Origin of the sequence: Actinoallomurus sp. NPDC052308, from assembly GCF_040679195.1 — a bacterium.
Lineage (GTDB): Bacteria > Actinomycetota > Actinomycetes > Streptosporangiales > Streptosporangiaceae > Actinoallomurus > Actinoallomurus liliacearum.
On the sequence record NZ_JBFAUM010000003.1, the window covers coordinates 406,510 to 428,011 of the forward strand.

At 72.5% G+C, this 21,502-nt stretch carries 17 protein-coding genes; 12 read left to right on the forward strand and 5 right to left on the reverse strand.

Annotation, left to right across the window (positions count from 1 at the left end):
- Positions 1 to 24: 24 nt before the first annotated feature.
- Together AB0L00_RS13270 and AB0L00_RS13275 are read right to left on the reverse strand one after the other, a co-directional pair.
- Complete coding sequence (locus AB0L00_RS13270) at positions 25 to 1,353, reverse strand: HEXXH motif domain-containing protein (protein WP_364432573.1); 1,329 nt, start codon at positions 1,351 to 1,353, stop codon at positions 25 to 27.
- Between the two features lie 4 nt (positions 1,354 to 1,357).
- A complete protein-coding gene (locus AB0L00_RS13275; RefSeq protein WP_364432576.1) occupies positions 1,358 to 2,596 on the reverse strand; it encodes an FxsB family cyclophane-forming radical SAM/SPASM peptide maturase in 1,239 nt (412 codons plus the stop codon).
- A gap of 320 nt (positions 2,597 to 2,916) precedes the next feature.
- Between AB0L00_RS13275 and AB0L00_RS13280 the strand changes: the two genes are divergently transcribed.
- From AB0L00_RS13280 to AB0L00_RS13290, 3 genes are read left to right on the forward strand one after another with little or no spacing between them, the layout of a single operon-like run.
- The gene (locus AB0L00_RS13280) at positions 2,917 to 4,905 is read left to right on the forward strand and encodes an APC family permease (RefSeq protein WP_364432579.1); all 1,989 of its coding nucleotides are present in this window, start codon (positions 2,917 to 2,919) and stop codon (positions 4,903 to 4,905) included.
- 55 nt (positions 4,906 to 4,960) lie between these two features.
- A complete protein-coding gene (locus AB0L00_RS13285) occupies positions 4,961 to 5,368 on the forward strand; it encodes an OB-fold nucleic acid binding domain-containing protein (RefSeq protein ID WP_345358940.1) in 408 nt (135 codons plus the stop codon).
- Complete coding sequence (locus AB0L00_RS13290) at positions 5,365 to 6,237, forward strand: DUF3159 domain-containing protein (protein WP_364432583.1); 873 nt, start codon at positions 5,365 to 5,367, stop codon at positions 6,235 to 6,237. Before AB0L00_RS13285 ends, AB0L00_RS13290 begins: the two co-directional genes overlap by 4 nt.
- Positions 6,238 to 6,300: 63 nt before the next feature.
- Here AB0L00_RS13290 and AB0L00_RS13295 read toward each other — a convergent pair whose 3' ends face one another.
- Positions 6,301 to 6,960: a TrkA family potassium uptake protein gene (locus tag AB0L00_RS13295; protein ID WP_252778446.1), complete on the reverse strand. Its 660-nt coding sequence runs from the start codon at positions 6,958 to 6,960 to the stop codon at positions 6,301 to 6,303.
- Positions 6,960 to 7,628, reverse strand: coding sequence for a TrkA family potassium uptake protein (locus AB0L00_RS13300; RefSeq protein WP_364405725.1), 669 nt, complete (start codon positions 7,626 to 7,628; stop codon positions 6,960 to 6,962). Before AB0L00_RS13300 ends, AB0L00_RS13295 begins: the two co-directional genes overlap by 1 nt.
- Before the next feature lie 171 nt (positions 7,629 to 7,799).
- Between AB0L00_RS13300 and AB0L00_RS13305 the strand changes: the two genes are divergently transcribed.
- The 4 genes from AB0L00_RS13305 (at position 7,800) to AB0L00_RS13320 (ending at position 12,021) form a co-directional block, all read left to right on the forward strand.
- On the forward strand, positions 7,800 to 9,836 hold the full coding sequence (locus AB0L00_RS13305; RefSeq protein ID WP_364432586.1) for an APC family permease: 2,037 nt from the start codon (positions 7,800 to 7,802) through the stop codon (positions 9,834 to 9,836).
- The gene (locus AB0L00_RS13310; protein ID WP_364432589.1) at positions 9,823 to 11,076 is read left to right on the forward strand and encodes a class I SAM-dependent RNA methyltransferase; all 1,254 of its coding nucleotides are present in this window, start codon (positions 9,823 to 9,825) and stop codon (positions 11,074 to 11,076) included. The genes AB0L00_RS13305 and AB0L00_RS13310 overlap by 14 nt, the downstream gene beginning before the upstream one ends.
- 20 nt (positions 11,077 to 11,096) lie before the next feature.
- Positions 11,097 to 11,504, forward strand: coding sequence for a PaaI family thioesterase (locus AB0L00_RS13315; protein ID WP_345358928.1), 408 nt, complete (start codon positions 11,097 to 11,099; stop codon positions 11,502 to 11,504).
- 145 nt (positions 11,505 to 11,649) lie between these two features.
- Entirely contained in the window at positions 11,650 to 12,021 is a 372-nt protein-coding gene (locus AB0L00_RS13320; RefSeq protein WP_364432592.1) for a hypothetical protein, read from the forward strand.
- A 58-nt stretch (positions 12,022 to 12,079) separates the two neighbouring features.
- On the opposite strand, the gene AB0L00_RS13325 is transcribed toward AB0L00_RS13320, so the two are convergent.
- The gene (locus AB0L00_RS13325; protein ID WP_364432595.1) at positions 12,080 to 12,298 is read right to left on the reverse strand and encodes a hypothetical protein; all 219 of its coding nucleotides are present in this window, start codon (positions 12,296 to 12,298) and stop codon (positions 12,080 to 12,082) included.
- A 180-nt stretch (positions 12,299 to 12,478) separates the two neighbouring features.
- On the opposite strand from AB0L00_RS13325, the gene AB0L00_RS13330 reads away from it, so the two are divergent.
- From AB0L00_RS13330 to AB0L00_RS13350, 5 genes are all read left to right on the forward strand, one after another.
- Positions 12,479 to 14,479 carry a hypothetical protein gene (locus AB0L00_RS13330; RefSeq protein ID WP_364432598.1) on the forward strand — a complete coding sequence of 667 codons (2,001 nt, stop codon included), beginning with the start codon at positions 12,479 to 12,481 and terminating at the stop codon, positions 14,477 to 14,479.
- 45 nt (positions 14,480 to 14,524) lie between these two features.
- Positions 14,525 to 15,454: an LLM class F420-dependent oxidoreductase gene (locus AB0L00_RS13335; RefSeq protein ID WP_364432601.1), complete on the forward strand. Its 930-nt coding sequence runs from the start codon at positions 14,525 to 14,527 to the stop codon at positions 15,452 to 15,454.
- A gap of 71 nt (positions 15,455 to 15,525) precedes the next feature.
- Positions 15,526 to 17,133 (forward strand): serine/threonine-protein kinase, encoded by a 1,608-nt coding sequence (locus tag AB0L00_RS13340; protein WP_364432603.1) that lies wholly within the window; start codon positions 15,526 to 15,528, stop codon positions 17,131 to 17,133.
- A 140-nt stretch (positions 17,134 to 17,273) separates the two neighbouring features.
- Positions 17,274 to 18,713 (forward strand): 3' terminal RNA ribose 2'-O-methyltransferase Hen1, encoded by a 1,440-nt coding sequence (locus AB0L00_RS13345; RefSeq protein WP_364432606.1) that lies wholly within the window; start codon positions 17,274 to 17,276, stop codon positions 18,711 to 18,713.
- Entirely contained in the window at positions 18,710 to 21,301 is a 2,592-nt protein-coding gene (locus AB0L00_RS13350; protein WP_364432609.1) for a polynucleotide kinase-phosphatase, read from the forward strand. Before AB0L00_RS13345 ends, AB0L00_RS13350 begins: the two co-directional genes overlap by 4 nt.
- Positions 21,302 to 21,502: the final 201 nt, after the last annotated feature.

Genomic DNA, 21,502 nt, shown 5'->3' on the forward strand with positions numbered 1-21,502 from the left:
GCCCGCGCGCCGTGCCGGCGGCGCTCAGCCGGGCTCGGAGGCGGCGCAGTTGCGCAGGCGCCAGCGGGTCCGGTGCTGTTCCGCCTCGCGGCGAGCCCGCAGAAGCGCCGGGGCGGGCACGTGTTCGGCCTCCCATGCCTCGAGCGTGCGCCGCATACCGGTCGCGAAGGCCATCCCCTCGTCGGTGAGCTCGCCGCTGGCGAGGAGCGTCCTGGTCACCCGCAGTGCCGCGGTCCGCCAGCGCGCGAACTGCGCGTGGGCCCGCATGGCGGCCATGCCCCGCTCATGGTGGCGTTGCCGCCGCCAGAAACCGCTGACCCCGAGATGGGCGTACGCCCCCTGCAGCAGACCCTCGACGGGCCGTGGATCCTCCCGCCACGGCGCGTAGTAACGCCGCCCGGAATCCGGCCGGATCAACAAGACGGTGTCCAGGACGGCCGCGAGCTTCGCGTGCTGGACCTCGTGCGCGAAAGTGACCGCCAGGCCGAGGGCGTCGACGGGCCGGGAGGTTCCGACGGCGCCGAAGGTCTCCCGGGACGACGCGCTGCGCTGACCGCTCGGCGGCGCGACGAGGGGCACGAGGGCCCGGACGATCGTCTGGCACTCCATCGCGGTCGTCCAGTGGTGACAGGTCAGGACCTCCCACGCCTCCTCGAGCAGCGACCGCCACTCGGCGACCTCGGCTCCGCCGAGCCGGTCGCGGACCATGGCGCCCGGCAGGCGCCAGGCATCCAGGTCGTCGAGCACGGCGCGGATCGTGAATCCGTGCGCGGAGGCGGTCACCGTCCGCAGGCCGTGCCAGCCCGGCGCGTCCGTGCGCGGGTCGGCCGGAATCGCCACCCGGACACCGGGCGCGGTCACCTCGGCGCCGCGACCCGACGACCGGACCAGGACCTCGTCGCCGGGGACGTCCGCGCGACCAAGCGACGGGAGCATGACCGCGCCATCGGCCGCCGGCACACGGACGGCGCCCCGTACACCCGCCCTGATCATGACCGCGGCCGCGATCGCGCTCAGCCCGGCGGGGTCGGTGTGCGGGCAGCCCGGAGCCTCGGCGCCCTGCAGCGCGCGCAGCACCCCGAGCGCCCAGGCCCCCGTCGCGGGGTGGCCCAGGACGGTCTCGGCCTCTTCCGGATGGCGCCGTTGCAGATCGGCCAGGAGGCGGTACGCCTGCCGCGTCCGCTCGGCCTCGACGTGTCCCACCCGGCGGGCGGTGTCCATCACCCCCCAGAGCAGGAGCAGCCCTCTCCCGAGCTGGGTGTCGGCCAGCCAGCGCGCCACGGGAGCGCCGCCGGACCCGTGCGCGAGCACGTCCAGATCGTGCGGGGAGAGCCGGCGGCGGGCGAACTCCATCGGCTCAGGACCGCCCGGGGAAGCGGGCGGTCAGCCCGGCCTGGACGCGACCGCGGATGTGCGTGATGAGGCGGAACAGGTCCGGACAGTACACCGACGGATTGGCGAAGCCGGTTCCGGCGCGGTACCGGTGGGCGTACAGGCCGGCCCCGCAGACCCGCCGTAGCGCGCAGGAGCGGCAGGTGGGCGCCAGCGCGTCGAGCCCGATCTGCCGGGCCGCGACCGAGGGCAGGAGGAGGGCCGCGTCGAACGAGTCCCGCTCCACGTGCAGGCCGGTGGCCGGGGCGCCCGCGAACGCCGACTTGAGCGAGGAGATCTGCTCCATCGAGCCGTCGGTCTCGATGACGATCGATGCGACCGGCGACAGCCCGACGATCTCCGTCGTACTGGCCCCGCCGAGCAGCAGTTGCATGATCTCGCCGAAGGTCCGCACCCGCGTCTCCTGGCGAGGGACGTCGTACCACCGGTCGAAGACGGCGATGAGCCAGTCCGCGTACGGGGTGTCCAGGTCATCGGGCACCCGCCCGGGCGGCGGCGTGCTCCAGTTGCCGTGCGGCAGCAGGAAGTCGATCTGCGGTGGGCCCCATGCCAGGAGCGCCTCGTAAGTCCGTACCGGCGGGTTGCGCAGGTCGATGGTGCTCAGCAGCCCGGCGAAGAGGTGGCGATAGGGCCCATCGGTCAGCAGGGCGAGCCCCGCCTTCACGGCGGCGTGGCTGCCGCGTCCGTCGGCGCGGCGGCGGTGCCGGTCGTGCGCCTCCTCGTCCCCGTCCAGGCTCACCGACACGGCGACGTCCAGTTCGTCGAACAGCCGGAGGAAGCCGGCGTTCAGCCGGACGGCGTTGGTCTGGACGCGCACGTCGACACGGGTATCCGGGCCGACCGCCGTACGGACGGCCCGTACGGCGTACGCGAGCCGCTCGGCCCCGGCGAGGAGGGGCTCGCCCCCGTGAAGGACGAGTTTGACCCGGTCGAGTCCGTGGGCGTGGACGTGCTCGGCGATGCGCCCGGCCGTCCGGTCGAGGACGTCGCGTTCCATCCGGCGCGGGCGTGACCGCCAGCTCTGGTCCGCCATCTCGTACATGTAGCAGTAGTCGCAGGCCAGATTGCAGCGGCTGTGGATCTTGAGGACGAACTCCCGGAACGGGGTGGGCCGCCATCCTCCGGAGCACAGGGCGGCGACGTCGAGGTCGGCCGGCCACTCTCGATCGGATCGCGTGACGCTCGGGCCGAGGTTCACGGTCACGCTTCATCTCCCGTGCGGAAGTCGGGCGCGGAGCCGCGCGGAGACGTGCCCTTGAGAGGTATATACACCGACAAAGGTAGTCAGAATGTGTCATACGACACGTCGATGGGCGCGGCGTGGCGCCGGGTGAGTCCGGCGGGCGCCGCGGCGTGGGGTGGCCGCCGTCCCGGGGCGGGCGCGGCCGTCCTGCCGCCCGCCCGGTCATCGCGCGTCCGCCCCGGACCGGGGGTGTAAGGGAAGCGTTAAGAAGCGGCCCGCGCGCGTAAGAAGGGTGTTAGGGGACGCGGATTCGGGGGGCTCGGGCCGGTTTGCTGGCAATCGTGAAGCAAGCCGTGCTGCAACTGCCCAAGCGCTTCCTCGTCGGCCGGCCGCTGCGTACCGGGCAGATGGGCGAGACGCTGCTGCCCAAGAAACTGGCGCTCCCCGTCTTCTGCAGTGACCCCCTCTCCTCCGTCGCGTACGCGACCGAGGAGATCCTGCTCGCGCTCAGCCTCGGCGGCCTGGCGATGCTCGCGCTCTCCTGGTGGGTGGGGGCGGGCGTCGTCTTCCTGCTCCTGGTGGTCACCACCTCGTACCGGCAGACCTGTCACGCCTATCCCAACGGCGGCGGGGCGTACGCGGTCAGCCGGGCCAACCTCGGGGAGAACGCCTCGCTCGTCGCGGCGAGCGCGCTGCTGATCGACTACGTCATGACCGTCGCGGTGTCGGTCGCGGCGGGCGTGGCCAACGTCATCTCCGCGTTCCCGGCGCTGGACCCGTACGCGGTCCCGATCTCACTGGCGCTGATCGCGGTGCTCGCCGTGATGAACCTGCGCGGGGTCAAGGAATCGGGCACGACGTTCGCGATCCCGACGTACGGCTTCGTCGCGAGCATCCTCCTCATGCTGGCCGTCGGACTGCTCCACGTGGCGACCGGGCACCCGCCGACCGCGGAGTCGGCCGCCGTCGGGGTGCGGGCCGTGCACGGCACGGCCGGGGCGGCGGCCGTCCTGCTCGTCATGCGCGCGTTCGCCCAGGGCTGCACGGCGCTGACCGGCGTCGAGGCGGTGAGCAACGGCGTGCCGAACTTCAAGCCGCCCAAGAGCCGGAACGCCGCCTCCACGCTGACGATCATGGGCCTGCTGGCCGTCACGATGTTCGGCGGGATCACGATCCTCGCGAGCGCCGCGCACGTGCACCTGGCCGACGACCCGGCCCAGCTCGTCGGCGCGCCGCACGGCTATCAGCAGAGGACGGTCATCGCCCAGCTCGGCGCCGCCGTCTTCGGGCACGGGTCGATCCTGTTCTTCCTGGTGCAGGCGTTCACCGCGGCGGTCCTCGTGCTGGCGGCCAACACCGCGTTCAACGGATTCCCGATCCTGGCCTCGATCCTGGGCGGCGACGGGTACCTGCCCCGGCAGTTCGCGCGGCGCGGCGACCGGCTGGTGTTCAGCAACGGCATCGTGATCCTGTCCCTGCTGGCCGGCGCGCTGATCTGGGCGTTCGACGCCAGCACGACGAGACTCATCCAGCTCTACATCCTCGGGGTGTTCGTCTCCTTCACCCTGAGCCAGATCGGCATGGTCAGGCACTGGGGCGACGAGCTGCGCCGGCTCGCCGATCCGGCGCGACGCCGCTCCGTCCACCGGTCCCGCGCGATCAACCTGGTCGGAGCCGTGCTCACCGGGCTCGTGCTGGTCATCGTGCTGCTCACCAAGTTCGCGCACGGCGCGTGGATCGTCGTGGTGACGATGCCGCTGGTCTTCCTGATGATGAAGGGGATCCAGCGGCACTACCGGCGGGTCGCGGAAGAGCTCGAGCCGGGGGAGGAGGGCGTGCCGCTGCCCAGCCGCATCCACGCGGTCGTGCTGGTGTCGAAGGTGCACACCCCGACCCTGCGGGCGCTGGCGTTCGCCCGGGCGACGCGACCGCACACGCTGACCGCGCTGAGCGTGGCCACGAGCCCGGAGGAGGCCGACCGGCTCGAGCGAGAGTGGGCCGAGCGTGACATCCCCGTACCCCTGACGATCCTCGATTCTCCCTATCGCGACATCACCGGGCCGGTGCTCGACTACGTCGCCCGGATCCGGGTCCGGAGCCCGCGCGACGTCGTCTGTGTGTTCATCCCCGAGTACGTCGTGGGCCGCTGGTGGGAGCACCTCCTGCACAACCACAGTGCCCTGCGCCTCAAGGCGCGCCTGCTGTTCCGGCCCGGCGTGATGATGACCAGCGTCCCGTGGCAGCTCGGCTCGGCGGAGGCGGCCCTCGCACGGCACGCGGAGGGTGCGGAATTCGCCGCACGTACCAGGGTTCGCTCCGATATCGGATGATTCAAACCTTGTGCGGTGGTCTGTTACATCAGGTGATGGCCTACGCTTGCGAATCATGGAGGAAGTGCCGGCCGGTACGGCGCAGGAGAGCGCACAAGGTGCTCGGGGACTGCGCGGCTTCCTGCGCCGTCTGACGTCGAGTAAGGCGGAGCTCGAGGCCGAGGAGCTGCAGAAGACCACCGGCGAGGAGGGCGCCACTCCGATCAAGAAGTGCGCCGTGCGCCGACGCGCCTGCGTGGCGGGTACGCTACGTACCGTGACTCTCCGACCGCGCGGCGGCGCGCCCTCTCTGGAGGCCGAGCTGTACGACGGCTCGGACATGATCAGTCTGGTGTGGCTCGGCCGGCGGCGCATCGCCGGGATCGAGCCCGGGCGGCTGGTGCGCGCGGAGGGCCTGGTGAGCGTCCAGGACGGCCGCAAGGTGATGTTCAACCCGCGGTACGAACTGCGGGGAGGATCATGAGCGATCGGCGCCGACCGGAGACCGCGGACGGCGAGGGCGCGAAGGCCCCCGCCGAGGCCCGGCCGGCCGTGGGCGGCGCGGCGGAGACCTCTGCCGGAGCGCGGCGTGGTACGGCGGAGACGCCCGCCGGGGCGCGGCGCGACGCGGACGGCGCGGCGGAGGTCCGCGCCGAGGTGCCGGGCGACGCGGAGGGGGAGACGGCGGGTTCCGGCGAGGCGCGGCGCGACGCGTACGACACCGTCGAGGAGGCCGTCCGCAAGCAGCTGGGCAAGGCGCTCGGCGGGCCGCGCGGCGTCGTGGAGGCGGCGATCCCCACGATCGGCTTCACCGTCTCCTGGATCGTCGGCCACCAGCTCCGGCTGTCCCTGGTCATCGGCGCCGGGCTCGCCGTCGTCCTGCTGGTCGTGCGCCTGGTGCAGCGCTCGACCGTCCAGTTCGTGCTCAACAGCATCTTCGGCATCGCCATCGCGGCGTTCTTCGCGCTGCGCTCGGGCAAGGCCGCCGACGCGTTCCTGCCCGGCATCCTCTACAACGCGGCCTACGCCGCGGGGATGCTGCTGTCGATCGTCGTGCGCTGGCCCGTCGTCGGGTTCCTGATCGGCTCGGTCACCGGCGACCCCACGGCCTGGCACCGCGACCGCGACATCGTCCGGCTGTGCTCCCGGCTCACCTGGCTGCTGCTGATCCCGTGCCTGGTGCGGGTCGCCGTGCAGTACCCCCTCTACCTGGCGGGGCACGTCGGCTGGCTCGGCGCGGCCAAGGTCGTGCTGGGCTGGCCGCTGCAGGTGGCGGCGCTGGCCGCCATGGTCTGGCTGCTGGCCCGTGGCCGCACGCCGATGGAGACGGCCACGGGCGCCTCGAAGTCCTGACTCCGGCCTAGGGCCCGTCTCGAAGCCCCCGCCGTCCTGGGGAGTTCGAGACAGGCTCCTGGGTCAGTGCGCCGACAGCAGGTCGCCGAGCTCGTCCTCGACGTCCTGGCTGGCGACGAACATCAGCTCGTCCCCGGCCTCGAGGGTGTCGTCCGGGCTGGGCACCAGCACCCGGCCCTCCCGCAGGATCGCCACCAGCGCGGTGTCGCGCGGCCAGGTCACCGAGCCGACCAGCTGGCCGGCCAGCGGGGCGTCCTCGGGCAGGGTCAGCTCGACGAGGTTCGCCTCGCCCTGCCGGAAGGTCATCAGCCGGACCAGGTCGCCGACGCTGACCGCCTCCTCGACCAGCGCGGACAGCAGGCGCGGCGTGGAGACCGCGACGTCGACGCCCCAGGACTCGTTGAAGAGCCACTCGTTCTTGGGATGGTTGATCCGCGCGACGACGCGGGGGACGCCGTACTCGGTCTTGGCGAGCAGCGAGACCACCAGGTTGACCTTGTCGTCGCCGCTGGCGGCCACGACGACGTGGCAGCGCTCCAGGCCGGCGTCGTCGAGCGAGGCGATCTCGCAGGCGTCGGCGAGCAGCCACTCGGCGCGCGGCACCGCCTCGACCTTGATCGAGCGGGGGTTCTTGTCGATGAGCAGGACCTCGTGGCCGTTCTCCAGGAGCTCCTGCGCGATGGAACGGCCGACGGCGCCCGCTCCCGCGATGGCGACCCGCATTACTCCACCTTCTCCTCGGGCCGCTGGGACACGGCGTCGTTGATGCGTTGGATGTCGGAGGACGCCGCCATCACGTGGACGACGTCGCCGTCCTGGATGACGGTGTCGCCCGTGGGCACCAGCGCCTCGCCCATGCGGGACAGGTACGCGACGCGGGTCTTGGCGGCCTCCTCCAGCGCCGCGACCTTGGCGCCGATCCACTTTGGATCCGTCTGCACCTCGGCCAGCACCACCTCGCCGGTCGGGTCGCGCCACAGCGACGACACGCCCTCGGGCAGCAGTCGCCGGATCATCTGGTCCGCGGTCCAGCGGACGGTCGCGACGGTCGGGATGCCGAGCCGCTGGTAGACCTCGGCCCGCCGGGGGTCGTAGATCCGCGCCACGACGTTCTCCACGCCGAAGGTCTCACGGGCGACCCGAGCCGAGATGATGTTGGAGTTGTCACCGCTGCTGACGGCGACGAAAGCGGAGGCCTGCTCGATCCCGGCCTCGACGAGCACGTCGCGGTCGAAACCGAACCCGGTGATCCGGCGCCCCTTGAAACCGCCGCGCAGCCGGCGGAACGCCTCGGGGCTCTGATCGATGATGGCCACGGTATGGCCTTTGTCCTCCAGGATGTGGGCGAGGGTGGATCCCACTCGCCCGCAACCCATGATCACGATATGCACGGTCGTCCTTCCCGGCGCCGGTGCCGTCCGCTTGGCTCCGCTTGACCTGATGAAACCTACACAGCCGGAGGTGTGCGGAGCACTTCCTGACCCGTCTTAAGGACGGCACTTGCATTCATCCCCCGGGCGAGGTGGAACTCACAGCCGCCGGAACGACTAGCCTTACCTGTCGTGTCGAAGGCTCCAGACCTCGTCAAGAGGCTTCTGCTCGGCCGGGCGCTTCGCAGCGCCCAGCAACACGAGCAGACACTCCCCAAGACGATCGCCCTCCCGGTGTTCGCCAGTGACGCGCTGTCGTCGGTGGCGTACGCCCCTCAGGAGATCCTGATCGCCCTCGGCCTCGCGGGGCTCGCGACGTACCACTTCACGCCCTGGGTGGCCGGGGCGGTCGTCGTGATCATGCTCACGGTGGTCGCGTCCTATCGGCAGAACGTCCGCGCCTACACCAGCGGCGGCGGCGACTTCGAGGTCGCCACCACCAACCTGGGCGGCAACGCCGGCATCGTGGTGGCCAGCGCCCTCATGGTGGACTACGTCCTGACGGTCGCGGTGTCGGTGTCCTCGGGGATCGAGAACCTCGCCGCCCTCCTGCACTTCCTGCAGCCGCACAAGGTCCTCGCCGCGCTCCTCATCGTCGCCATCTTGACGATCATGAACCTCCGGGGGATCCGGGAGTCCGGCGTCGCGTTCGCCATCCCGACGTACCTGTTCATGTTCGGTGTCTTCCTGATGCTGGTCTGGGGCTTCACGCGCATGGCGTTCGGCGCGCACCTCCGGGCCGCGACCGCCGACATGACGATCCACGGCACGGCGGTCGGCGTCAGCGGGTTCGCGCTCGTCTTCCTGCTGCTGCGGGCCTTCTCCTCCGGCTGCGCCGCGCTGACCGGCGTCGAGGCGATCAGCAACGGGGTGCCCGCCTTCCGGAAACCCAAGGGGAAGAACGCCGCGGCCACGCTGCTGGCCCTCGGGTTGATCGCGGCCTCCATGTTCGGCGGCATCGTCGCGCTGGCGTACATCACGAAGACCAAGTTCGGCGACCCGGCGATGGGCACCCACATCCTGGACCGGACGGGCAAGGAGGTGTCGCCGGACCCGGTGATCGCGCAGGTCGCGCACAGCGTGTTCAGCAACTTCCCGCTGGGCTTCGCGTACCTGACGACGATGACCGCGCTGATCCTCGTGCTGGCCGCCAACACCGCCTTCAACGGTTTCCCCGTGCTCGGCTCGGTGCTCGCGCAGAACCGCTACCTGCCCCGCCAGCTGCACACCCGCGGCGACCGGCTGGCGTTCAGCAATGGCATCATCATCCTGGGCGCGCTGGCCGGCGTGCTGATCTACGCCTACGACGCCTCGGTGACGTCACTGATCCAGCTCTACATCGTCGGCGTGTTCGTGTCCTTCACGGTGAGCCAGACCGGCATGGTCCGGCACTGGAACCGCCTGCTGCGGACCGAGACCGACCCGGCCGCCCGCCGGCGGATGAAGATGTCGCGGGCCATCAACACGTTCGGTGGCATCGTCACCGCGATCGTGCTGATCGTGGTGCTGATCACTAAGTTCCTGCTCGGCGCGTGGATCGCCTGTGTCGCGATGTCGGTGCTGTTCCTCATGATGCGGGGCATCCGGCGGCACTACGACCGGGTCGCCGCCGAGCTGGCGGTCACCGGGGAGGACGTCGCCCTGCCCTCCCGCAACCACGCCATCGTCCTCGTCTCCAAGCTCCACCGTCCGACGATGCGGGCGCTGGCGTACGCGCGGGCCACCCGGCCCTCGACGCTGGAGGCGGTCACCGTCGGGGTCGACCCCGAGGAGTCGCAGAAGCTCCAGGAGGAGTGGGACGCGCGCGAGCTGCCCGTGCCGCTGAAGATCCTCGACTCGCCGTACCGCGAGATCACTCGGCCGATCCTGGAGTACGTCAAGAGCGTCCGGCGGCGCAGCCCCCGCGACGTGGTCACCGTGTTCCTGCCCGAGTACGTCGTGGGACGCTGGTGGGAGCACCTGCTGCACAATCAGAGCGCGCTGCGGCTCAAGACGCGCTTGCTGTTCCAGCCCGGTGTGATGGTCGTGAGCGTGCCCTGGCAGCTCGCCTCGTCCGACCGCCTCAAGGGCCGGCAGGAGCCGCCGGCCCCCGGTTCCGTGCGCCGCCCGTACGGTCCAGAGCAAGAAGTCGAATCGGGAGGGACCCGTGCCGCCGGTGGAATCGTCTGAGCTGATCGAACTCCAGATCGGAGCGGTCGCCAACGGCGGCTGGTGCGTGGCCCGCCACGAAGGGCGTGTCGTGTTCGTCCGGCACACGCTGCCGGGCGAGCGCGTACGGGCGCGGGTCACCCAGGAGACCAAGAACTTCCTGCGCGCGGACGCCGTGGAGATCCTGGAGCCGTCACCCGACCGGGTCCAGGCGCCCTGCCCGTTCGCCGGTCCCGGCCGCTGCGGCGGCTGCGACTGGCAGCACGCCTCCCTGCCCGCGCAGCGCCGGCTGAAGGCCGAGGTCGTCAAGGAGCAGCTCAGCCGGCTGGCCGGCATCGACCGCGACATCGTTGTCGAGGAGGTGCCGGGCGCCCCGGACGGCCTCGGCTGGCGGACCCGCGTTCAGTTCGCGGTCCGCCGCGACGGCGTGATCGGCCTGCGCAAGCACCGCTCCCACCAGATCGAGCCGATCGACGAGTGCCTGATCGCCCATCCGCAGGTCGAGGCGCTCGGCATCGAGCGCAAGCGCTGGTCCGGCGCGACCGGCGTGGAGGCCATCGCGTCGGCTGCCACGGGCGACCGCCTGGCCGTCCTGTCCAGCCGGGGCCGCGCCCGCGTCCCCCGCATGGACGCGCCCGTACGCCTCGTCAGCGGCAAACGGGAGGAGAAGCCGCCCTTCGTCCGCGAGGAGGCCGCCGGGCGGCTGTGGCAGGTCAGCGGCAGCGGGTTCTGGCAGGTCCACCCCGGCGCCGCCGAGACGCTCGCCGCGGCCGTCCTGGACGCGCTGGAGCCCCGGAAGGGCGACATCGCCGTCGACCTGTACTGCGGCGCGGGCCTGTTCGCCGGTGTGCTCGGTGAGGCGGTCGGCGCGGACGGCCTCGTGGTCGGGATCGAGTCGGAGGGGCAGGCCGTCCGCGACGCCCGCTTCAACCTTCGCGACCTTCCGCACGTGTCGGTCGAGCGCGGGGAGGTCGAGAAGGTCATCGACGAGATCCAGTTCGGCCGTGGCAGGTCCACCCTGCGCCAGGCCGACCTCGTCGTCCTCGACCCGCCGCGGGCCGGCGCCGGCCGGGACGTCGTCAAGCGCGTCGCCGAACTCGCCGCCCGCCGCGTCGCCTACGTCTCCTGCGACCCGGCCACCCTGGCCCGCGACCTGGCGTTCTTCTCCGAGTACGGCTGGACGCTGTCCGGGCTGCGCGCCTTCGACGCCTTTCCCATGACCCAGCACGTGGAGTGCGTCGCCACCCTGGTCAGAGGCTGACGTTCGGGGATGATGGCGGCATGACGCTGAGCGCCGCCGACGGCAACGCGATCCTGAAGGAGAACTTCGCGCCCTGGGTGCAGGACCTGGGCCTGGTCGTCGAGGAGGTCGGCGACCGGAGCGCGGTGCTGCGCCTGCCCTGGTCGCCGAGGCTGGCCAGGGAGGGTGGGGCGCTGTCCGGCCAGGCCCTGATGGCCGCCGCCGACACGGCCACGGTGATCGCCGTGTCCGCGGCTCGCGGCGCGTACGTGCCGATGACGACCGTGCAGCAGTCCAGCACCTTCCAGCGCCCGGTGGTGGACGCCGACGTGGTCGTCACGGCGCGGCTCACCAAGATCGGCCGCACGCTGGCCTTCGCGGACATCGAGATGGCCGCCGACGGTGCCGTCGCGGCCCACGCCACCACCGTCTACGCCCTGCTCGGCTAGCCGGCTTTTCCCATACGGGGGAGTTTGCGCAGTTCCGGCGGTGGGCGACCTCGGAAAAAGTGCGGTGCTGCGGCTCCTGGTGGAGGAAGCTGGCAGGTGAGGGTTCGGTCCGGTCGATCCGGGTGGCCGTGAGGGGGGACGGCGCATGAGCGATGAGACCATCGGCGACGGGGCGTTCCAGGGGATCGTGATGCCCTGCCAGATGTGCATCGGCAGCGGCGAGCTGGTCACCCTCCAGAAGGACCCCCCTCTGCTGCGCATGGGGGACTGCCCGCAGTGCGACGGTACGGGGCACATCCGCATCCGTTGCACGCGCGACGAGGTGGACGAGGTCATCCGCGGCCTGCCGCCCAGCCGGCTGCTGATCGCGGTGCGGCAGGCCCTCTCGGGCGTCGGCCTGTGCCCGGTGTGCTTCGGCTGCGGGGTCCTGGCGTCGATCGAGTGGAGCGAGGAGCAGATCCCCGTCCGCTACCTCGAAGCGTCCTGCCCGGCCTGCGAGGACCGCATGGGGCTGTGAGGCCGGACCGGGGGCGCTGAGGACGCCCCGACGTCCCCGGTCCGGCCGGGGACGCTCGTCAGGGCGCGGCGGGCGGGGTCCGGGGGGCGGTCGCCGGGCCTTCCAGGTCCGGACGATGAGTGTGCGGGGCGAGGTAACCGGCGGCGGCGGACAGCAGAGTGGTCGCCGCCGCCGCGACCTCGGCCGGCACGGCGATGTGGGACAGACGCAGGATCCAGACGACGATGGTCACGACGGCACCGGCGATCGCGGCCGCGGTGACCTTCTTCTCGGGCACGGTCGGCTCCTAGGTCGGGGTGATCGAAACTATCGCCGTGCTTCTGATCTCGCCATGATCGCCCAGGTTTTTACCATCACGCTTTGTGACGACACGCCGACACGCTGCTAGGCGGTCATCCGGGGGTCGGTTACAACGGGTCGTTGTCGAAAGCATCCGAGCACGTCACGGGGGACAACGATGATCGACTTCTCTGGCCGCGCCACGCGTGCCGGAACCCGGGGCATCGCGGCGGCGGCGGCCGTTTCGTGCTTCACGATCATGCCGCTACTCGCGTCGCATGAATCCGCGCACGCCGACGGGCCGGGCGGCTCATCGGGGCGCGCACACGACCACCGGCCCACCGGACGGGATCACGACGTACGGCCCGGCGGGCGGGAGCAGGCGCCCGCCGGGCCGGAGCACGGGCTCGCGGGCTGGGACCGCGGTCCGGCCGCCTGGGGGTACGGCGACCGTTCGGCGTGGCCGGGAGGCGACCACGAGACCACGGACCGGGATCACCGGGACGGGCACGTCCCGCCGCGCTCGCGGGTCATCCTCGACACGCAGGGCCCGCACGGTGCCGTCGTGCCCGGCAGGACGTACACCTGGCCGTACTCGGTGACGAACACCGGCGCGGCCCCGGTGCGGAACGTCACCCTCACCACCAGGCCGAACCGCGACCTCAAGATCGTCGCCATGCCGCCGAAGTGCAGGTGGCGGGGCGGCCGGGACCTCGTCTGCCAGATCGGCGTCCTCCCCGCCCGGCAGACCAGGCACGGCGCCCTCACCGCGACGGTGGACCCGAAGACCCCGACCGGGCGGACGCTCGCCGGCCCGGCCAAGGTCTCCTGGGAGGGCCGGCCGGGCTCCACGACGCGGGAGATGGCCTTCCCTCCGGTCACGGCGTCGCAGCCCACCGACCTGGCGGTCTCCGGGGACGTGCTGCCGGAGACCGTACGGCCGGGGGGAGAGGTCCCCTACGAGATCTCCGTGACCAACGAGGGGCCGGTGACCGCGGAGGCGGTCGTCGTCCGCAGCTCGGTGGCGAACGACCCGGACGCGTGGCCGGCCGCGAACGATCCGGGCACACGGCCCCTCACGAAGGACACGGGCACGTCGCCCTGCGGCACCACGGCGGATCCCGCGCGGCCGCTCGCCGGGAAGAACACCCCGCGGGGGCCCGCCGACCCGCCCTGCGCGGCCCCGCTGGACAGGCCGGCGACCTCGGCGGGGCAGGCGCCGGCAGCCCCGCCGTGCGCGGCGGCTCAGGCGCAGCCGGCCGCTCCTCGCTGCGGAGCTGAGGGACGGCAGCCGGCGTGCGGCGCGTGTGCGGCGCGGCAGCCGGCAGCCGGGGGAGTCGCGGCCGATCGGCCGGAGGTGCGTCATCCGGCGGAGGCTCCGGCGGCCGGGTCGGCGTGCGGCGCCTGCGCGGGACAGCAGGGCGCCCCGGCGTGCGGCTCCTGCGCGGTGCGTCATCCGGCGGCGGAGGCCCCGGCGGCCGGGTCGGCGTGCGGCGCCTGCGCGGGACAGCAGGGCGCCCCGGCGTGCGGCTCCTGCGCGGGTCAGCAGAGCGTGCCGGTGTGCGGCTCCTGCGCGGGACACCAGGGTGTCCCCGCGTGCGGCTCCGCGCCGAACGGGCCGGCCGGGAACGTCGCCGATCGCCCGGTCGGCGCCCCGTGCGCCTCGTCGCCGGCGCGCGTCGCGGCCGAGCCCGGCAAGGCGGCCGCGACCGGAGCCGACAGCGGAATCCCCCGCGGCGGTTCGGCCGAGGCGCCGATCGGGCCCGGCATCGGGCCGGAGCGGCCCGCTCCGAACGAGGACACGCCGATCGTGATCGGCAAGGACCGCCACTGCCTGACGCAGGGACCGGGCTTCGTCTGCCCGCTCGGCGCCATCCCGCCGGGAAGGACCCGTAAGCTCCGGCTGGCCGTGCGGGCGCGGCCGCACGCCCACCCGGGCAGGCTCCGCTGCCTCAGCACGGTCGCGTCCGGAACGCCGGACGAGAACCCGGCCAACAACAGTGTCGCGTGTCACACCCGCAACGCCCGGCCGATGCCGGTGCGGCCGGCCCCGGGGGTCCACCGCCTGCCGCACACCGGCTTCCCGTACGCGACCGTGGCGCTGTCGGGGATGGGACTGGCGGCCGTCGGCCTCCTCCTGGTGTGGATCGGTCGCGCGCGGCGCGGCGAAGAGGTCTAGACCAAATAGTGCATTAGACGGCGGCGGGGTAGCAGGATGGGAGCCATGCTTCTGCGGATCTTCACAGAGCCCCAGCAGGGGGCGAGCTACGACACCCTGCTCCGCGTCGCCAAGGCCACCGAGGAGTGCGGCTTCGACGCGTTCTTCCGCTCCGACCATTACCTGAAGATGGGAGACGTCAGCGGCCTGCCGGGTCCGTCCGACGCCTGGATCACCCTGGCCGGACTGGCCCGGGAGACCCGGCGGATCCGTCTCGGCACGCTGGTGACCGCCGCGACCTTCCGGTTGCCCGGTCCGCTGGCCATCTCCGTGGCGAACGTCGACCAGATGAGCGGAGGACGCGTCGAGCTCGGGCTGGGCACGGGATGGTTCGAGGAGGAGCACACCGCGTACGGCATCCCGTTCCCGAGCCTGAGCGAGCGTTTCGACCGGCTGCAGGAGCAGTTGCAGATCGTGACGGGGCTGTGGGAGACGCCGACCGGTAAGACGTTCTCCTTCGAGGGCGAGTACTACCGGGTGACGGACTCGCCCGCGCTGCCGAAGCCCGCGCAGCAGCCGCGCCCACCCCTGATCATCGGGGGCGTGGGCGCGAAGCGGACGCCCCGGTTGGCGGCGCGGTACGCCGACGAGTACAACGTGCCCTTCAACGGGCTGCAGGAGACCGGGGCGGCGTACGAGCGCGTGCGGGCGGCCTGCGAGCAGGGCGGCCGGTCCTGCCAGTCGATGACCTTCTCCGCCGCGCAGGTCGTGTGCTGCGGGCGGGACGAGGCGGAGATCGCGCGCCGGGCCGAGGCGATCGGCCGGCGGGTCGACGAGCTGCGCGAGAACGGCCTGGCCGGCACCCCGGCCGAAGTGGTGGAGAAGATCGGCCGGTTCCGTGAGCTCGGCGCCGAGCGGATGTATCTCCAGGTGCTCGATCTCGACGACCTGGACCACCTCGAGCTCATCGCGAGCGAGGTGCTCCCCCAGGCGTGACGGTCATTCCAGGTTGATCGCCCGGTGTCGGAAGACGCCGGGCGATCGCCCTTTTGCGGCAGAATCCCGGCATGCCCTCTCTACGGCCGTTGACGTCTCAGGACCCGCCGGAGGTCGCCGGCTATCGACTGCTCGGCCGGCTGGGCGAGGGCGGTCAGGGAGTCGTCTGCCTCGGTGAGTCGCGGTCCGGCGAGCGAGTGGCCGTCAAGCTGCTGCGGTCCGCCGGTGACGCGCGCGAGCGGCGGTACTTCGCCAAGGAACTGGCCGCCGCGCGGAAGGTCGACCCGTTCTGCACGGCGCGGATCCTCGCGGCCGACGTCGAGGGCGAGGTGCCCTACATCGTCAGCGAGTTCATCGACGGACCGTCGCTGCGTCAGGTGGTGGGAGAGAGCGGGCCGTTGCGCGGGTCGGCGCTCCATCGGCTGGCGATCGGCACGGCCACCGCCCTGGTCGCCATCCACCAGGCGGAGGTCGTCCACCGTGATTTCAAACCGGCCAACGTCATGATGGGGCCCGACGGGCCACGCGTGATCGACTTCGGCGTGGCGCACGTCGTCGACGCCACGCTCAGCGGGAACATCACCGGGACCCCGGCGTTCATGGCGCCGGAGCAGTTGCGCAACGAACCGCCGGGACGGGCGGCGGACATGTTCGCCTGGGGCGGGACGATCGTGTACGCGGCGACGGGCCGGCCCCCGTTCGGGCAGGACCACATCGGCGCGGTGGTGAGCCGGATCCAGCACGCGCCGCCGGACCTCGGCGACCTCCAGGGCCCTCTGCGGGTGATCGCGGCGGCCTGCCTGGACAAGGATCCGGCCCGGCGGCCGTCGGCGCGGCAGGCCCTGGCCTGGCTGCTCGGCGAGGAGCCGCTGCCGTCCCCCGGCCGGGGGACGGCCGGACCGGCTCTTCGCGGGAACCCCGGACCCGTCCCCGGGGCTCCCGGTGCGGCGCCGTCCGTCACCATGCCATCGGCGCATCCGTACGACACCACCAGGGAGCCGTACGGACCCGGCGGTCCCACCGCCCCGCGGTCACGGTCCGGAGGACGGACGGCGTTGCTCGTGGGAGCGGGGGCGGTGGTCGTCGCGGCGCTGGTGGCCGTCGCCGTGACGCTCGTGCCCTGGAACGCCGGGGCCGGCCGTGCGCGGAAGCCGACGCCCACGCCGACGCCCACACCCCCGGCGAACCTCACGTGGTTCGACACGCTGGGCCTGCCGCTGCGCGCCGGCTGGACCGTCGTCGACACCGAGTTCTCCGGGAAGCACGTGCTGACCGATCGGTGCACGGACCCGAAGGCCGAATTCTTCCGGACGCCGTGCATCGGATTCTGGGTGATGGGGCCGAAACAGATCAGCACCGCGGCGCACGGATTCGGCACTTATCTGGCGGGGAGGCAGATGTACTATCCGGCCTCCGACGTCGAGCCGTGCCCGAACTTCCCGGAGGACTTCATCGTCGCGCCGAAGAAGCCGGTGGTGACGGAGCAGCGGCAGATCGGCGGGCGTCCCGCCACGTACAGCGAATACGCCGTCAGTTGCGCCGAACAGGGCGGCGCTCACCGGACCACGACCGGTTACACCGAGCGTGAATGGTATATCGCCGACCGGCAAGTCCTCATCGTCGATGTGACCTCAAATCCCGACCTTCCGGATGTTCTTTCCAAGGCGTATTGGCATTGACCGGAACGGCGGGCCTCCCTGCACAATGCCGGTGCCGGTGCCGGTGCCGGTGCCGGCGCACGCGCTGAACCTCGATCGCGAGGTCTCCGCCTGGCGAAAACCAGTGGGGGAGGAGCCGGACATCCGGAACACTGTGCCGTGTGCTGCTGACGATCACCACGACCGTGCGCCCGGCCACCGACCTCGGGTACCTGCTGGTCAAGCACCCTGAGCGGGTGCAGACGTTCGAGCAGTCCTTCGGCACCGCGCACGTCTTCTACCCCGACGCGTCATCCGACCGGTGCACCGCGGCGCTGCTCCTCGACGTCGACCCGATCAAGCTGGCGAAGGCGCGGAAGACACCGGACCTGTCCCTCGGGCAGTATGTCAACGACCGGCCGTACGCCGCGTCGTCCCTGCTGGCCTCGGCGATGGCGAACGTCTTCCGCACCGCGATGCGCGGCGCGAGCCGGGACCGCGCCGAGCTGGCGGCGACGCCGATCCCGCTGACGATCACGCTGCCCGCGCTGCCGTGCCGGGGCGGCGCGGAGGCGGCCCGGCGGCTGTTCGAGCCGCTCGGCTGGCGGGTGACGGCCCGGCCGGTCCCGCTCGACCCGGAGTTCCCGCAGTGGGGCGACTCCCGGTACGTCACGCTCACGCTCGAGGGTGAGCTGAAACTGGCCGACGCGCTGAACCAGGTGTACGTCCTGCTGCCCGTCCTCGATGATTCAAAGCACTACTGGATCGCCTCGGACGAGGTGGACAAGCTGATCCGGGCGGGCACGGGCTGGCTGGCGGCCCACCCCGAACGCGGCCGCATCACCCGCCGCTACCTGGCGAACCGCCGCGGCCTGGTCCGTACGGCGCTGGCCCGTCTCGCCGAGGCCGACGACCGTCCGGAGGACGCGCTCGACCGGGACCCGATCGACGAGGAGCCGGCCGCGTCCGACCCGACGGCCGCCGAGCCGGGCGACGCGGAGACCGGCACCGAGGCGGCGGCCCCGCCGGTCCCGCTCGCCGAACGCCGCGTCCAGGCGGTGCTGGACGTGCTGCGGGCCGAAGAGGCGCAGCGGGTCATCGACCTCGGCTGCGGCTCCGGGAAGCTGCTGACCCGGCTGCTGAAGGACCCGTACTTCCGCTCCGTCGCGGGCACCGACGTCTCGCCGCGGGCCATCATGATCGCCCAGCGGCGGCTCAAACCCGCGCGCCTCACACGGGCGCAGGAGGAACGGCTGAGCCTCTTCACGGCGGCGCTCACCTACGCCGACGACCGGTTCCACGGGTACGACGCGGCGGTGCTGATGGAGGTCATCGAGCACGTGGACGTGCCGCGGCTGCCCGCCGTCGAACGCGTCGTGTTCGGCGACGCCAGGCCCCGAGTCGTGGTCGTCACGACGCCGAACGCCGAGTACAACGTCCGCTACGAGGGCCTCACCGGCTTCCGGCATCCGGACCACCGGTTCGAGTGGACCCGCGCGGAGTTCCGGGAGTGGGCCGCGCGGGTCGCCGGAGCGTACGGCTACCAGGTCCGGTACGTCCCGGTCGGCGACGACGACACCGAGGTCGGCGCGCCGACCCAGATGGGGGTGTTCACCCGATGACGGAGCTGGAGAGCCCGGAGACCGAAGCCCCGGAGCTCAAGATCCCGGAGATGGCGCTCGTCGTGCTGGTCGGCGTGTCGGGCTCCGGCAAGTCGCACTTCGCCCGCCGGCACTTCGCCCCGACCCAGGTGGTGTCCTCGGACTACTGCCGGGGCGTCGTGTCGGACGACGAGAACGACCAGTCGGCCACCGCCGACGCCTTCGACCTGCTGCACTACATCGTGCGCACGCGCCTGCGGCGCGGTCTGCTCACGGTCGTGGACGCCACCAACGTGCAGCCGCGCTCGCGCGAGCAGTTGGTGCGGATCGCCAAGGAGCACGACGTGTTCGCCGTCGCGATCGTCCTCGACGTGCCCGAGTCGGTCGCGATGGAGCGCAACGCCGCCCGGACCGACCGCGACCTGCCCGACCACGTCGTTCCCCGGCAGCGCCGCGAGCTGCGGCGCGGGCTGCGCGGCCTGCACCGGGAGTTCAAGCGCGCGTACGTGCTGCGCGGCGAGGAGATCGACCGGGCCGTCGTCACGTACGACAAGGCGTGGTCGGACAAGCGGCACATCACCGGCCCGTTCGACCTGATCGGCGACGTGCACGGCTGCCGGGCCGAACTGGAGGACCTGCTCACCGAGCTCGGGTACGCGATCGAGCGCGATCCGCTCGGCCGCCCGGTGGGCGCCGCGCACCCCGAGGGCCGGACCGCCGTCTTCCTGGGCGACCTGGTCGACCGGGGGCCGGACACCCCCGGCGTGCTCCGTCTCGCCATGGGCATGGTCGCCGCCGGGACCGCGCTGTGCGTCCCCGGCAACCACGAGAACAAGCTCGGACGCGCGCTCAGGGGCCGCCGGGTCACGGTCGGCCACGGCCTCGCCCAGTCGCTCGAACAACTCGAGAACGAGCCCGAGGAGTTCCGCGCGGCGGCGCTGGCCTTCATGGACGGGCTCGTCAGTCACCTGGTCCTCGACGGTGGGCGTCTCGTCGTCGCGCACGCGGGGCTCAAGGAGGCCTACCACGGGCGGGCGTCGGGCCGCGTACGGTCGTTCGCGCTGTACGGCGAGACGACCGGGGAGACGGACGAGTACGGGCTGCCGGTGCGGTACCCCTGGGCGAACGACTACCGGGGCGAGGCCATGGTCGTGTACGGCCACACCCCGGTGCCCGAGCCGGAGTGGGTCAACAACACGCTGTGCGTCGACACCGGGTGCGTCTTCGGCGGCCGGCTGACCGCGCTGCGCTACCCGGAGAAGAGGCTCGTCTCGGTCCCCGCGCACGAGGTCTGGTACGAGCCGGTCCGGCCGCTCGTCCCGGAGGCCGCGACCGCGTCCGGCTCGCACCGGGAGTCCGGCGTGCTGCGCATCGCCGACGTACGGGAGGCGGTCCGGACGCGGCTGATGGGCCGCGTCAGCGTCCGTGACGAGAACGTCTGGCCGGCCCTGGAGGTCATGAGCCGGTTCGGCGTCGACCCGCGCTGGCTGGTGTACCTGCCGCCGACGATGGCCCCCGCGCCCACGTCCGCGCTGGAGGGGTACCTGGAGCACCCGGCCGAGGCCTTCGAGGAGTACCGGCGGCAGGGCGTCGCGCGGGTCGTGTGCGAGGAGAAGCACATGGGCTCGCGCGCCATCGTGGTCGTCGCCCGCGACGGGCGCGCCGCCTCCGGCCGGTTCGGGGTGGACGACGGCACGACCGGGGCGGTCTACACGCGGACCGGCCGGCCGTTCTTCCCGGACCCGGCGACGACGGAGGAGTTCCTGGCACGGGTCCGGGCGGCCGCGGGCGGGCTGTTCGCGGAGCTCGAGACCGGGTGGCTGGCGCTGGACTGCGAGCTGATGCCGTGGTCGGCCAAGGCCGTCGAGTTGCTGCGCACCCAGTACGCCGCGACCGGCGCGGCGGCCCGTGCCGTGCTGCCGATGGCCGCGGACGTCCTCGACCGCGCCGCCGCCCGCGGCCTCGACGTGGCCGCGCTGCGCGACCGCGTGACCCGCCGGTCGGCCAACGCGGAGCTGTTCCGGGACGCCTACGCGCGCTACTGCTGGCCGACGGAAGGGCTGAAGGGACTGCGGCTGGCCCCGTTCCAGGTGCTCGCCGGGGAGGGCCGCTCGTACGCCGAGCGGGACCACCTGTGGCACCTGGCGGTCGCCGACCGGCTGGCCGCCGCCGACGAGGAGCTGTTCGTGCCGACCCGGTCGCACGTCCTTGACCTGAACGGCGACGAGTCCGCCGCGGTCGCGTGGTGGACGGAACTGACCGCGGCCGGCGGCGAGGGCATGGTCGTCAAGCCGCTGTCCCCGGCTGAGGGCGGCGGACCGGCGCCGGCCGGGCCGGACGGGGAGCGCCGCCTCGTACAGCCCGGCCTGAAGTGCCGGGGCCGGGAGTATCTGCGGATCATCTACGGGCCGGACTACACCGAGCCGGAGCACCTCGAACGGCTGCGGCAGCGGTCGCTGGGCCGCAAGCGGTCCCTCGCCATGCGGGAGCACGCCCTGGGCCTGGAGGCCCTGGACCGGCTGGCGGCCGGAGAGCCGCTCTGGCGGGTCCACCAGGCGGTGTTCGGCGTGCTCGCGCTCGAGTCCGAGCCCGTCGACCCCCGCCTCTGAGCCCGGCCCCTGAACTCCGGGCTCTGGCTCACGGGTCCTGAACTCCGGGCCGTGGCTCACGGGTCCTGAACTCCGGGCTGTGGTTCACGGGCCTCGAGCTCCGGGCTGTGATCTCCGGGCGCCGTGCGGAGGACGCATCCGCGATCTTCCGCGCGGCGCGCCGGGGGCCGTACGTTCGGTGGTGGCCGCCGCCGCGGCCCG

What these genes read in the sequence shown, in the direction of transcription:
- AB0L00_RS13270 (WP_364432573.1), bottom strand. Translation starts at nt 1,353, where the DNA reads ATGGAGTTCGCCCGCCGCCGGCTCTCCCCGCACGATCTGGACGTGCTC.
- AB0L00_RS13285 (WP_345358940.1), top strand. Translation starts at nt 4,961, where the DNA reads ATGGAGGAAGTGCCGGCCGGTACGGCGCAGGAGAGCGCACAAGGTGCT.
- AB0L00_RS13290 (WP_364432583.1), top strand. Translation starts at nt 5,365, where the DNA reads ATGAGCGATCGGCGCCGACCGGAGACCGCGGACGGCGAGGGCGCGAAG.
- AB0L00_RS13295 (WP_252778446.1), bottom strand. Translation starts at nt 6,960, where the DNA reads ATGCGGGTCGCCATCGCGGGAGCGGGCGCCGTCGGCCGTTCCATCGCG.
- AB0L00_RS13315 (WP_345358928.1), top strand. Translation starts at nt 11,097, where the DNA reads ATGACGCTGAGCGCCGCCGACGGCAACGCGATCCTGAAGGAGAACTTC.
- AB0L00_RS13320 (WP_364432592.1), top strand. Translation starts at nt 11,650, where the DNA reads ATGAGCGATGAGACCATCGGCGACGGGGCGTTCCAGGGGATCGTGATG.
- AB0L00_RS13330 (WP_364432598.1), top strand. Translation starts at nt 12,479, where the DNA reads ATGATCGACTTCTCTGGCCGCGCCACGCGTGCCGGAACCCGGGGCATC.
- AB0L00_RS13335 (WP_364432601.1), top strand. Translation starts at nt 14,525, where the DNA reads ATGCTTCTGCGGATCTTCACAGAGCCCCAGCAGGGGGCGAGCTACGAC.
- AB0L00_RS13340 (WP_364432603.1), top strand. Translation starts at nt 15,526, where the DNA reads ATGCCCTCTCTACGGCCGTTGACGTCTCAGGACCCGCCGGAGGTCGCC.
- AB0L00_RS13350 (WP_364432609.1), top strand. Translation starts at nt 18,710, where the DNA reads ATGACGGAGCTGGAGAGCCCGGAGACCGAAGCCCCGGAGCTCAAGATC.